Source organism: Streptomyces sp. NPDC060064, assembly GCF_042736455.1.
Lineage (GTDB): Bacteria > Actinomycetota > Actinomycetes > Streptomycetales > Streptomycetaceae > Streptomyces.
Map to the genome: position 1 here is coordinate 383692 of NZ_JBHWWF010000003.1, position 12323 is coordinate 396014.

General features: G+C 69.7%; 12 protein-coding genes. 6 read left to right on the forward strand and 6 right to left on the reverse strand.

Annotation, left to right across the window (positions count from 1 at the left end; genetic code table 11):
• Positions 1-149: 149 nt before the first annotated feature.
• From ACFWDI_RS06060 to ACFWDI_RS06070, 3 genes are all read right to left on the reverse strand, one after another.
• Positions 150-314 carry a hypothetical protein gene (locus ACFWDI_RS06060; protein WP_385301579.1) on the reverse strand — a complete coding sequence of 55 codons (165 nt, stop codon included), beginning with the start codon at positions 312-314 and terminating at the stop codon, positions 150-152.
• A gap of 433 nt (positions 315-747) precedes the next feature.
• Complete coding sequence (aceB, locus tag ACFWDI_RS06065) at positions 748-2370, reverse strand: malate synthase A (RefSeq protein ID WP_385301580.1); 1623 nt, start codon at positions 2368-2370, stop codon at positions 748-750.
• 213 nt (positions 2371-2583) lie between these two features.
• Complete coding sequence (locus ACFWDI_RS06070) at positions 2584-3189, reverse strand: NTP transferase domain-containing protein (protein WP_385301581.1); 606 nt, start codon at positions 3187-3189, stop codon at positions 2584-2586.
• 167 nt (positions 3190-3356) lie between these two features.
• Between ACFWDI_RS06070 and ACFWDI_RS06075 the strand changes: the two genes are divergently transcribed.
• Positions 3357-5261 carry a serine/threonine-protein kinase gene (locus ACFWDI_RS06075; protein WP_385301582.1) on the forward strand — a complete coding sequence of 635 codons (1905 nt, stop codon included), beginning with the start codon at positions 3357-3359 and terminating at the stop codon, positions 5259-5261.
• Positions 5262-5379: 118 nt separating this feature from the next.
• Positions 5380-5703 carry a DUF5955 family protein gene (locus ACFWDI_RS06080; protein ID WP_385301583.1) on the forward strand — a complete coding sequence of 108 codons (324 nt, stop codon included), beginning with the start codon at positions 5380-5382 and terminating at the stop codon, positions 5701-5703.
• 67 nt (positions 5704-5770) lie between these two features.
• Here the strand turns inward: ACFWDI_RS06080 and ACFWDI_RS06085 are convergent, their stop codons facing one another.
• The gene (locus tag ACFWDI_RS06085) at positions 5771-6190 is read right to left on the reverse strand and encodes a DUF1348 family protein (RefSeq protein WP_385301585.1); all 420 of its coding nucleotides are present in this window, start codon (positions 6188-6190) and stop codon (positions 5771-5773) included.
• Positions 6191-6282: 92 nt separating this feature from the next.
• Here ACFWDI_RS06085 and ACFWDI_RS06090 point away from each other — a divergent pair, with 92 nt between their 5' ends.
• On the forward strand, positions 6283-6855 hold the full coding sequence (locus ACFWDI_RS06090; protein ID WP_385301586.1) for a TetR/AcrR family transcriptional regulator: 573 nt from the start codon (positions 6283-6285) through the stop codon (positions 6853-6855).
• A gap of 68 nt (positions 6856-6923) precedes the next feature.
• On the opposite strand, the gene ACFWDI_RS06095 is transcribed toward ACFWDI_RS06090, so the two are convergent.
• Complete coding sequence (locus ACFWDI_RS06095; protein WP_385301587.1) at positions 6924-7724, reverse strand: IclR family transcriptional regulator; 801 nt, start codon at positions 7722-7724, stop codon at positions 6924-6926.
• A 372-nt stretch (positions 7725-8096) separates the two neighbouring features.
• Here ACFWDI_RS06095 and allB point away from each other — a divergent pair, with 372 nt between their 5' ends.
• Together allB and alc are read left to right on the forward strand one after the other, a co-directional pair.
• On the forward strand, positions 8097-9440 hold the full coding sequence (allB, locus tag ACFWDI_RS06100; RefSeq protein ID WP_385301588.1) for an allantoinase AllB: 1344 nt from the start codon (positions 8097-8099) through the stop codon (positions 9438-9440).
• Positions 9440-10555 carry an allantoicase gene (gene alc, locus ACFWDI_RS06105; protein WP_385301646.1) on the forward strand — a complete coding sequence of 372 codons (1116 nt, stop codon included), beginning with the start codon at positions 9440-9442 and terminating at the stop codon, positions 10553-10555. Before allB ends, alc begins: the two co-directional genes overlap by 1 nt.
• A 109-nt stretch (positions 10556-10664) precedes the next feature.
• Here the strand turns inward: alc and ACFWDI_RS06110 are convergent, their stop codons facing one another.
• Positions 10665-11393 carry an SDR family NAD(P)-dependent oxidoreductase gene (locus ACFWDI_RS06110; RefSeq protein ID WP_385301589.1) on the reverse strand — a complete coding sequence of 243 codons (729 nt, stop codon included), beginning with the start codon at positions 11391-11393 and terminating at the stop codon, positions 10665-10667.
• Between the two features lie 235 nt (positions 11394-11628).
• On the opposite strand from ACFWDI_RS06110, the gene ACFWDI_RS06115 reads away from it, so the two are divergent.
• Entirely contained in the window at positions 11629-12246 is a 618-nt protein-coding gene (locus ACFWDI_RS06115; RefSeq protein WP_385301590.1) for a dihydrofolate reductase family protein, read from the forward strand.
• Positions 12247-12323 lie beyond the last annotated feature (77 nt).

Consider the following 12323-nt stretch of genomic DNA (forward strand, 5'->3'; position numbering starts at 1 on the left):
TTCGAACCACTTCATTGGCCAAGACGAAGCAGTGGCAGGCCTTTTCGACTTCGACAGGGACCGTCGGGGGCCTCTCAACGCGTGGTACACACCCTTCCGCCGCGGGGCGGCGGCGGTTGTGCCGAAGCCAGGCAGCGCAAGCGCCCGCGTTACGCCTTCGGCTTGGCGGGCGGCGGGGTCAGGCTCGGCTCGATGCCGGTCCTGGTGAAGATCCGCGTAGTGCCGCTTGTGGACCGATGGGCGAAGAGCTTGGCGCAATACTGGACCTTCTTGCCGTCGGGTGTGTCGACGTCACCACGGCAGACGTTTCCCATGCGCATGCCTTCGACGAGCGTCTCCGGCTCCGGGATTCCCAGGTGGGAGAAGCCGACCGCGGGGGAGTAGTTCGTGGCGGCCTGGTTCGTCGGGCTGTGGCAGGGCGTTGTCGTTAGGGGCGGCGCTGCCGAGGTCGTAGTGCTTGACCGAACTGCTGCCGGCCATGTCGAATTCTTGGCCAACCCGGTGGTGTGCATGCGCGCCATCGCCCCGTCCGGGATGTCGGATTGAAGTTCGCCGAGGCACTGCCGCCCCGCGTCGCCGAAGCTCGCGATCAGATTCTCCGATGTGAAGGGCGGGCAGGCCGTGTTGGGGGAGCCGACGAGATGGCAGGTCTCGGCTCCTGACGGGCGCCCGGACTGGACCCACCGCCGGGGTGCAGCACGACGCCCCCTGTGCGGTACCGGGGGCGTCGTGGTGAAGTGGCGTGAATCAGCCGACCAGTTGCTCGTACGCCGACAGCGTCAGGAAGTCCTCGTAGTTCTCGTCCAGCGCCACCTTCAGCAGCAGGTCGTGCGCCTGCTGCCAGTTGCCCGACGTGAAGGCCTCCTCGCCGATCTCCTCGCGGATCGCGGCCAGTTCCTCCGCCGCGACCTTGCGGGCCAGGTCCGCGGTGGCGAGTTCGCCGTTCTCGAAGACGACGCCCGCGTTGATCCACTGCCAGATCTGGGACCGGGAGATCTCCGCGGTGGCCGCGTCCTCCATCAGGTTGAAGATCGCGACCGCGCCGAGGCCGCGCAGCCATGCCTCGATATAGCGGATGCCGACCTGGACGGCGTTGCGCAGACCGTCGTACGTCGGGCTGGCGTGCAGCGAGTCGATGGCGATCAGGTCGCCCGCCGCAACCGAGACGTCCTCGCGGAGGCGGTTCTTCTGGTTGGGGTTCGAACCCAGCACGGCGTCGAACGAAGCCATCGCGATCGGCACCAGGTCCGGGTGCGCGACCCAGGAGCCGTCGAAGCCGTCGCCCGCCTCGCGGTCCTTGTCCGCCTTGACCTTCTCGAAGGCGACCTTGTTGACCTCGGCGTCGCGGCGGGACGGGATGAAGGCCGCCATGCCGCCGATCGCGTGGGCGCCGCGCTTGTGGCAGGTGCGGACCAACAGCTCGGTGTACGCGCGCATGAACGGCGCGGTCATGGTCACCGCGTTGCGGTCCGGGAGCACGAACTTCTCGCCGCCGTCACGGAAGTTCTTGACGATCGAGAAGAGGTAGTCCCAGCGGCCCGCGTTCAGGCCGGCCGCGTGGTCGCGGAGCTCGTAGAGGATCTCCTCCATCTCGTACGCCGCAGTGATCGTCTCGATCAGGACGGTCGCGCGGACGGTGCCCTGCGGGATGCCGACGTACTCCTGCGAGAAGACGAAGATGTCGTTCCAGAGGCGGGCTTCAAGGTGCGACTCCGTCTTCGGGAGGTAGAAGTACGGTCCCTTGCCGAGCTCGATCAGGCGCTTGGCGTTGTGGAAGAAGTAGAGGCCGAAGTCGACCAGCGCACCGGGGACCGGGCTTCCGTCGAGCTGCAGATGACGCTCCTCCAGGTGCCAGCCGCGCGGGCGCATGACGACCGTCGCGAGCTCGTCGGCGGCCTTCAGCGCGTACGACTTGCCGGAGCGGGGGTCGGTGAAGTCGATCCGGCGCTCGTAGGCGTCGATCAGATTGAGCTGGCCAAGGACAACGTTCTCCCAGGTGGGAGCCGAGGCGTCCTCGAAGTCCGCGAGCCAGACCTTCGCGCCCGAGTTCAGGGCGTTGATGGTCATCTTGCGGTCGGTCGGTCCGGTGATCTCGACACGGCGATCGTTGAGCGCCGCCGGGGCCGGGGCGACTTTCCAGGAGTCGTCCGCGCGGATCGCGGCGGTCTCCGGGAGGAAGTCCAGCGTGGAGGTGCGAGCGATCTCGGCACGGCGTTCACCGCGGCGGGCGAGCAGCTCGTCACGCCGTGGTGTGAACCGCCGGTGCAGCTCGGCCACAAAGGCGAGGGCCGCGTCGGTCAGGACCTCTTCCTGCCGGGGCAGGGGCTCGGCTTCGACGATGGCCAGCGGGGACGGCGCTGGTGCGGACATGAGCTGTCACTTCCTTCAGCGGGCGGTGCCTGGCGGCCGCCGGGCGTACACGGCACTCGGTGCCGCAAGAGCCGAGGTACGGTCGCGGGCGCCGTCTGGAGAGTCGGGCGCTTCTGACCAGTGGATAGTAGTTTCCTCATGGTGGAAGTTCAATGGTTTGTTGATATCGAGATTCTCCGGGTCGACAGATCATGGCGCTGAGTGCCACGCCGTTTACTCAAGGTGCGCCAGATCCTCGGCCGTGTCGATGTCGTACGCCTCGGCGATGTCGCCGCACTCGATCAGCGCGAGCGAGGCCTCGTGCGACTTCAGATACGCGCGTGCGCCGCGGTCGCCGACCGCGCTCGCAGTGATATCCCTCCAGTGGTGCGCGCCGAACAGGACCGGATGCCCGCGCTCGCCTTCGTACGCGGCCGCCGCGAGCGAATCCCGGGATCGGTACGCGGCGCGGATGCGGGCCACAGCCGCCGCGCCGATCCCCGGCTGGTCCACGAGAGAGACGAGCGCCGCGTCCGCCTCCGTGGTGCCGAGCGACTCCAGACCCGCTCGCAGTGAGGAGCCCATGCCCTCCTCCCACTCCGGGTTGTCCACCAGTACGCAGCCGGAGAGGTCGGCCACGTTCCGTACGCGATCGGCCGCCGCGCCCAGCACCACATGCACGGGTCCGCAGCCGCCCTCGCGCAGCACGCGCACCGCGTGCTCGACCAGCGGCCTGCCCCGGTGCTCGAGCAGCGCCTTCGGGCGTCCGCCCAGCCGGCGGCCGCCGCCCGCCGCGAGCAGCAGTCCGGCGACGATCGGTTCCCTCGGTGGTTGTGCCATAAGGACTCCTTACCTCATATGCGGTCGAAGTGCCGAGCCGGTGGCGGTCCGTCGGCAACGGCTTGCAACCGGCCGGGTCACGAGGCTCGTCCGACGTGGAGAGTGAGGCGTGCGCTTGGATAAGGTGCACCTCCGATACTGAAGTTGGCCATGGGGGACAAGAGTCGATGAGTGGGCGTGCGCACGACGGAGCGGTCTTCCAGCCGCTGGGCGAAGAAGATCCGCAGAACGTCGCCGGATACCGGCTGGCCGCCCGGCTCGGCGCCGGTGGCATGGGCAAGGTGTACCTGTCGTACACGCCCGGCGGCCGCCCGGTCGCCATCAAGGTGATCAGGCCCGACTTCGCCCAAGACGCCGAATTCCGCCGCCGCTTCGCGCAGGAGGTGCAGTCCGCACAGCGCGTCCAGGGTTTGTACACCGCGCCGGTCATCGACGCCGACCCGGAGGCCAAGCAGCCCTGGCTGGCCACGGCTTACGTCCCCGGGCCCTCCCTCGCCGACGCCGTCATCCAGCACGGCAAGCTGCCGGTGGAGACCGTGCTGCTGCTGGTCGCCGGGATCGCCGAGGCGCTGCACGTCATCCATGGCGCGGGCATCGTCCACCGCGACCTGAAACCGGCCAACGTCCTGCTCGCATCGGACGGACCGCGCGTCATCGACTTCGGTATCGCCCGGGCCGCCGACGCGACTTCGCTCACCAGCAGCGGCGTCACCATCGGCACCCCCTCCTTCATGGCCCCGGAGCAGGCGGCCGGCAGCCAGGTCACCCCGGCCACCGACATCTTCGCGCTCGGCCAGGTCGCGGCGTACGCGGCGACCGGCAAGGCGGCCTTCGGCGAAGGCACTTCGCACGGCGTGCTCTACCGGATCGTGCACGAGGAGCCCGACCTCACTGAACTGCCCGAGCAGCTGAGCGAGTTGGTGAACCGCTGCCTGGCGAAGGACCCCGAGGCCCGGCCTTCGGTCGCGGACCTCCTCGCCATCTGCCAGTCCGCCAATGCGGAAACAGTGCTGCGCCGGCCCGAGGAGTGGCTGCCGGGCGCCGTCGCCGCCGAGATCACCACGCGCAAGGCGGCCCCCGCGCCGCCGGTGACTCCGCCCGCAGGGCAGGCCCCGGCTCCGGTGCAGCCTCCGGCCCAGCCACCCGCGCAGGCCCCTGTTCAGGTCCCTGCACAGGCCCCGGCCGCGGCTGCCGTCCCGCCGCACCACGCGCCCACGCAGCCCGCCGCCCAGGCGCAGATGCACGCGCCCGCTCCGGTTCCGCCGCCCACCGCGGCCTCCGCACCGGCGACCCCGCCGCCGGGTTTCGGCCCGCCGCCCCAGTCGCCGACCTACGGTTACCCGCACGCGCATGCCACCCCGCACGCGCAGACGGCACCCCAGTACGTCCAGCCCCCGCAGCCCTACCAAATGGTCACTGGGCCGGTCGCGCCCGTCGCGCCGAAGAAGAAGACCGGCCGGAATCTGGCCATCGCGGTCGTGGCCACGCTGGTGGTCGGCGCGCTGGCCGGCGGCGGCGTGTACGTCGCGCTGTCCGACAAGGACAAGGACAAGAGCAACGAGTCGCAGAATCAGGACAGGGGTCAGGGCTCGACGCCGTCGGGGAATTCCACACCCTCGTCCCAGACCCCGGGCGGCGACCAGTCCTCCAAGCCCGCTGAACCGGTCGCGGACCCGACGCCCAAAACGTACAACGGCCTCAATGTGACGGACGATTACGGCATCAGCCTCGGCGACGATCCGGTCAAGCCGATTCCCGGTGACACCAACAACGGCGACATCGAGCACGAGTACTTCCTCGGCACGATCGACGCCAAGAACGGAAAGCTCGTCCTGCTGCGCACCGGCCAGAGCGCCGACCTGGCGACCTGCCGGAGCGAGACCCGGTTCGCCACTCAGCTCAAGATCGAAAACCTGTCGAAGGGCGCCAAGTTCTGTGTGCTGAGCGAGACGGGGAACGTCGGCCTGGTCACCTTTCAGGGGAGGTCGCCCGAGTCGGACCCCAGCCACTACATCACCCTTGATGTGACGGTCTGGCGCGGTGCGAACGACTCCGTACAGCCGTCGTCCTGAATTACGTCCACGGAGTGGCGCCCACCGCATCGGATGGCGTTAACTGGCCCGCGACCCAGGGTGGCTGACCGACACCGATGGGTCACCGGCCGGCACACCGATGTGCGAGGGGGAGACTTTGTTGCGGAGCGTGGGGCAGACGCGGGTGACAGGGAGCGGCGAGGACCCGAGGGCGACGGAGCTGCGTCTCGCCGTCTCCCGGCTCCGCCGTGAACTCGCCGGGCATCCTGCGGAGTTCCCCGACCGGGGTATCGCCGAGGACGAACTGGCCGTGCTGGCCGCGATGGTGGCCCACGGCGGTCCGGAGATCCCGCGTATGCGCCGCTCGCTGCTGCTGATCGCCGGTGCGATCGGTTCGGTCAGCGCGCTGGCGCCGGCGCTGATGGGGGTGCGGAACGCGGTCGACCTCTTCGGCGAGGTACCGCCGCAGCGCCGCGCCTGAGGGCCGGGTCCGTCCGGCAGCCATGTCTGAGGGCCGGGTCCGTCCGTCCGGCAGCCGGGCCCGAGGCTCAGAGGGAGATGCGCCGTTCGTCCGCGGCGATCGGGAAGTCGTTGATGCTCGCGTACCGGCGCCGCATCAGACCGTGCTCGTCGAACTCCCAGTTCTCGTTGCCGTAGCTGCGGAACCACCTGTCGTCCTCGTTGCGCCACTCGTATTCGAAGCGGACCGCGATGCGGTTGTCGGTGTACGCCCACAGCTCCTTGCGCAGCCGGTAGTCCAGCTCGTACTGCCACTTGTCGCGCAGGAACTCCACGATCTCCGCGCGCCCGCAGAGGAACACATCGCGGTTGCGCCACTCGGAGTCCTCGGTATAGCCGAGCGCGACCCGCTCGGGATCACGGCTGTTCCACGCGTCCTCCGCCGCCCTGACTTTCTGCAGTGCGGTTTCGGCGGTGAACGGCGGGAACGGCGGCCTGTCCGCGGTCATGGCTCTCCCCTTCGAAACCGGGAGAACGTGCGTTCTCCCTTCTGTGCCGTAGCCTAGGAGAACGGTGATTCTCACGCAAGGCGGGGGTTGGCATGGAAGCCGCAGCACTCGAGGCCCGAGTCCTCGACGCAGCCGAGACGCTCTTGTACGCGCGCGGACTGCAGACGGTCGGCATGGATGAGATCCGCAACGCGTCAGGGGTGTCCCTCAAACGCCTCTACCAGCTCTTCCCCTCCAAGGAGCGCCTGGTGGAGGCCTATCTGCTCCGACGTGACGGGCGGTGGCGCGCGGCGCTGGCGAGCCATGTCGACGCCCGGCCCTCGCATGAGGACGGGATCCTGGCGGTCTTCGACTGGCTGGAGTCGTGGTTCGAGGAGCCCGACTTCAGGGGCTGTGCCTTCGTCAACTCATTCGGAGAGCTGGGCGCCACATCCGAGGGCGTCGCGGCTGCGGCCCGCCGTCACGTCGATGCGCTGAGGCGGTATCTGGCCGAGCTGGTGGCTGCGGCGGGGCGCCCCGCCTGGTTGTCGGAGCCCCTCCTGCTGCTTGTGGAGGGTGCGATCACAACAGCCGCGATCTCCGGGAGCAGCGCGCCGGCAGGTCAGGCCCGGGAGGCGGCGCGCATGCTGCTGGACGCGGATCGCTCGCAGGTCCCGACGCCGTGAACGCGACTGCGCCGACGACTCGTATTCGCCGGCGCAGTCGCGTTCTTCTGCTTCAGTCGTCGAGGGTCCTAGCCCTGCGCCGCCGTACTCGCGAGGGCCGCCGAGAGGTCCTGGGCGACCTCCTGGAGGATCGGCACGATCTTGTCCGTGGCCGCCTCGGTGACCCGGCCCGCCGGGCCCGAGATCGAAACAGCGGCTGCCGTCGGAGAGTTGGGCACCGAGACCGCGAGGCAGCGGACCCCGATCTCCTGCTCGTTGTCGTCCACCGCGTAGCCCGCGCGCCGCACCTCCTCGAGCGCATCGAGGAAGGCCTCGGGCGTCGTGATCGTCTTCTCGGTGGCGGCCGGCATGCCGGTCCGGGCGAGGAGGGCCCGTACCTCTTCCGGCGGGGTGTGCGCGAGCAGCGCCTTGCCCACGCCCGTGGAGTGCGGCAGAACCCGACGGCCGACCTCCGTGAACATGCGCATGGAGTGCTTGGACGGCACCTGTGCGACGTACACGATCTCGTCGCCGTCGAGCAGCGCCATGTTCGCGGTCTCGCCGGTCTCCTCGACCAGGCGGGCGAGGTAGGGGCGGGCCCAGGTGCCGAGCAGCCGGGAGGCGGACTCGCCCAGGCGGATCAGACGGGGGCCGAGCGCATAGCGGCGATTGGGCTGCTGGCGTACATAACCGCAGGCCACCAGCGTTCGCATGAGACGGTGGATCGTGGGCAGCGGCAGGCCGCTGCTGGCGGAGAGCTCGCTCAGCCCGACCTCGCCACCGGCGTCGGCCATTCTTTCGAGCAGGTCGAAGGCGCGCTCCAGGGACTGCACGCCACCGCTGGAAGCGGTCTTGGCGGCGTCGGTGGTGCTGGCGCTGGACGTCGGCACGTCAACGGTCCTTTCGGGCAGGCGGGCACAAGTCAGCAGCCTACCGGGCGCCTGCGCCCGGCACACCGCTCTCGTCAAGGCGTCCTTGCCGGTCAGGGCCCGTTTGTCCCTGTGCCGGCGGTCGCCTCCGGCGATCCTCTGCCGGTCTCTTCAGTCAAATCTACCTTCTGCTTCGCGAAATTCCAGTTTCACTTTGTGGAAACGTCCAGGCGTCCGGAGGTGGATCGGGAGGGTCTTGACGGACCGGAGTCCGGAGTGAAGACTTCTTCAACAGTTCGTTGAATTTCACAGTGCGGATTCGCCGTACAGGATCGCCGTACAGGATCGCTGTACGGAATGGATTCGCGGTACAGAAGGGAAGTGAGGATACGGGTGTCCGACAGGGACGTGAACCTGGTACTGCGCTCCACGCGCGTCATCACCCCGGAGGGGACCCGGGCCGCATCGGTCGCCGTCGCCGCCGGGAAGATCGCGGCGGTACTGCCGTACGACGCCGAGGTGCCGTCCGGGGCCCGGCTGGAGGACTTCGGGGACGATGTCGTGCTCCCCGGCCTCGTCGACACCCATGTCCATGTGAACGACCCCGGCCGCACCGAGTGGGAGGGCTTCTGGACCGCCACCCGCGCGGCCGCGGCCGGCGGCATAACGACCCTGCTGGACATGCCGCTCAACTCCCTCCCGCCGACCACCACGGTCGAGAACCTCGCCACCAAGCAGGAGGTGGCCCGCAGCAAGGCGCACATCGACGTCGGCTTCTGGGGCGGCGCGATCCCGTCCAATGTGAAGGACCTGCGGCCGCTGTACGACGCCGGTGTCTTCGGCTTCAAGAGTTTCCTGTCGCCGTCGGGCGTGGAGGAGTTCCCGGAGCTCGACCAGGAGCAGCTCGCCCGCGCCATGGCTGAGATCGCCGGCTTCGGCGGACTGCTGATCGTGCATGCGGAGGACCCGCACCACCTGGCCGCCGCGCCGCAGGAGTCCGGACCGAAGTACGCCGACTTCCTCGCCTCCCGGCCGCGCGACGCCGAGAACACCGCGATCGAAGGCCTGATCGCGCAGGCCGAGCGACTCAACGCCCGCGTACACGTACTGCACCTGTCCTCCTCCGACGCGCTGCCGCTGATCGCGGCCGCCAAGCGGGACGGCGTCAGGATCACGGTCGAGTCGTGTCCGCACTTCCTCACCCTCACGGCGGAGGAAGTCCCGGACGGGGCAACGGAGTTCAAGTGCTGCCCGCCCATCCGAGAGGCGGCGAACCAGGACGCGCTGTGGGAGGGCTTGGCGGACGGGACGATCGACTGCATCGTCTCCGACCACTCGCCCTGCACCACCGATCTGAAGACCCCGGACTTCGCGTCTGCCTGGGGCGGCATCTCCTCGCTCCAGCTGGGCCTCCCGGCGATCTGGACCGAGGCACGCAAACGCGGCCGCACGCTCGAGGACGTCGTCCGCTGGATGTCGGCGGCTCCCGCGGAGCTCGCGGGCCTGAGCCGGAAGGGCGCCATCGAGGCGGGCCGTGACGCGGACTTCGCGGTCCTTGCGCCCGACGAGACCTTCACCGTCGACCCGGCCGAACTCCACCACCGCAATCAGGTCACGGCGTACGCCGGCAAGACCCTGCACGGAGTCGTCAGGTCGACGTGGCTGCGCGGCGAACGCATCGTGGAGAACGGCACCCTGGCCGAGCCGACCGGCCGGCTGCTCGAAAGGAACAACTGATCGTGTCCATACCTTCCTTCACCGGTGACGCCGGCCCGTTCGGCGGCGGCGACCCGTACACCGACTACCGCACGGCCGACTTTCCCTTCGTGCACTACGCCGACCTCGCCGACCGCCGCCTCGGCGCGGGCGTCATCGCCGCCAACGACGAGTTCTTCGCCGAGCGCGAGAACATGCTGAAGCCCGAGGCCGCGGAGTTCGACCCGGAGCACTTCGGCCACAAGGGCAAGATCATGGACGGCTGGGAGACCCGCCGTCGCCGTGGTGTGAGCGCCGCGCAGCCGCACCCGACCGACGAGGACCACGACTGGGCGCTGGTACGGCTCGGTGCACCCGGCGTCGTACGCGGCATCGTCGTCGACACAGCCCACTTCCGCGGCAACTACCCGCAGGCGGTGTCGGTCGAGGCCGCGTCGGTGTCCGGTTCACCCTCGCCCGAGGACCTCCTCGCCGACGACGTGAAGTGGACGACGCTCGTTCCCCGTACCGCCGTCGGCGGCCACGCGGCGAACGGCTTCGCGGTCGACGTCGAGCAGCGCTTCACGCACCTGCGCGTCAACCAGCATCCCGACGGCGGCATCGCCCGCCTGCGGGTCTACGGCGACGTCGCGCCCGACCCGGCGTGGCTCGGCGTGCTGGGCACCTTCGACCTCGTGGCGCTGGAGAACGGCGGCCGGGTCGAGGACGCCTCCGACCGCTTCTACTCCCCGGCCACCAACACCATCCAGCCGGGCCGCTCCCGCAAGATGGACGACGGCTGGGAGACCCGCCGCCGCCGGGACAAGGGCAACGACTGGATCCGCTACCAGCTGGTGGAGCAGGCCGAGATCCGCGCGGTGGAGATCGACACGGCGTATCTGAAGGGCAACAGCGCGGGCTGGGCGGCGGTTTCGCTCCGCGACGGTGAGACGGGGGAGTGGGCGGAGATCCTCCCGCGCACGCGCCTGCAGCCGGACACGAATCACCGCTTTGTGCTGGCTGCCCCGGCGGTGGGCACGCATGTCCGGGTGGACATCTACCCGGACGGCGGCATCTCGCGCCTGCGGCTGTTCGGCTCGCTGACGGCGGACGGCGCGGACCGCCTGGCGGCGCGCCACCAGGAACTGGGCGGCTGAGCCCCGGGGGGCTTTCCCCTGCCCGCCCCTTCCTGTAACTGGGGCTCCGCCCCAGACCCCGCGCCTCAATCGCCGGCGAGGCTGGGATGTCCGCCGGCGAGGAGCCCGGTCACGCCGCGTGGCCGCCGTCCACCGACAGCTCCGCGCCCGTGATGTACGCCGCCTCGTCGCTCGCCAAGTACGCGACCAGGGAGGCCACTTCCTCCGCGCTGCCGAAACGGCCCAGCGCCGTGTCCGCCTTCTGCGGCTCGGCGTACGGGCCGTCGGCCGGGTTCATGTCCGTGTCGATCGGGCCCGGGTGGACCAAGTTCGCCGTGATGCCGCGCCCGCCCAGCTCCCGGGCCAGCGCCTTGGTCAGGCCGGTCAGTGCGGACTTGCTCATCGCATAGAGCGTGCCGCCGGGACCCGGCACATGCTGCGCCATGCAGCTGCCGATGGAGACGATCCGCCCGCCGCGCTCCATCCGGGCGGCCGCCGCCTGCGCGGCGAGGAACACCGCCCGTACGTTCACATCGAGCACCTGGTCCACATCGCCTGCGGACAGGTCCTCGATGGGACCGAGTACGCCGACGCCCGCGTTGTTGACCAGGATGTCGAGCCGCCCCAGCCGGTCCGCGGCCCGGCCGACGGCCGCGCCGGGCGCTTCGGCGTCCGCCGCGTCCGCCCGCAGCGCGAGACCCCGCTGCCCTGTCGCCTCGATCTTGTGGACCACTGCCTGGGCGGCCTCCTCGCCGCGCACATACGTGATCGCCACATCGACGCCCTCCCGCGCGAGCCGCAGGGCGATCGCCGCCCCCATGCCGCGACTGCCACCGGTCACCAGAGCCGTCCTGGACATCCTGTACCCCTTTTGTCAGTAGTGGTTACGACCTCAAGGAAAGCGGCCCTGCCTCCTCGGTGCTGGCGGCAAACGGACGTTGAATCCCCGTGTGACCCCCTCAGCAAGAGATCGTCGGCACCGCCATGCGGATTGGCTGTCATCTCGCTCCAGCCGGGCCGACCGATGAATTCGCGGCACGGGCGGGGTCCGAGTTGATGAACGGAACACCGCATCCAGGAAGCAGGCACTTGCCATGGCACAGCTCTCGATCACCACCTTTGTCACCCTCGACGGCGTGATGCAGGCCCCTGGCGGACCGAACGAGGACGCCAGCGGCGGCTTCGAGCTCGGCGGCTGGTCCGTGCCGTACGGCGACGACGACTTCGGCCGGTTCATCACGGAGGTCTTCGACCAGGCCGGCGCCTTCCTGCTCGGCCGCCGTACGTACGAGATCTTCGCGAGCTACTGGCCCAAGGTGACCGACCCCGCCGACCCGGTCGCGTCGCGGCTCAACTCCCTGCCGAAGTACGTCGCCTCGCGCACGCTCGACAAGGCCGACTGGGCCGGCACCACGATCATCGACGGTGACCTCGCCAAGGAGGTCGCGGCGCTCAAGGAGCGCACGGACGGTGAGCTCCAGGTCCACGGCAGCGGCGGTCTCGCCCACTTCCTCATGGCGCACGACCTGATCGACAAGCTCAATCTGCTCATCTTCCCCGTCGTCCTGGGCACGGGCCGCCGTCTCTTCGCCAACGGCGCGGTACCGACCGCGTTCCGGCACGCCGGGGCCCGTGTCACGGGCGCGGGCGTGGCCATCCACACGTACGAGCTGGCGGGCCGCCCCGAGTACGGCACATACGAGACCGAATAAAGCTTGTAGTACTCACGCGTCCACCCGGGTACGGTGATCGCTCCGCGTGCGAGCCGCCGAAGTCTCCACCCTGCTGG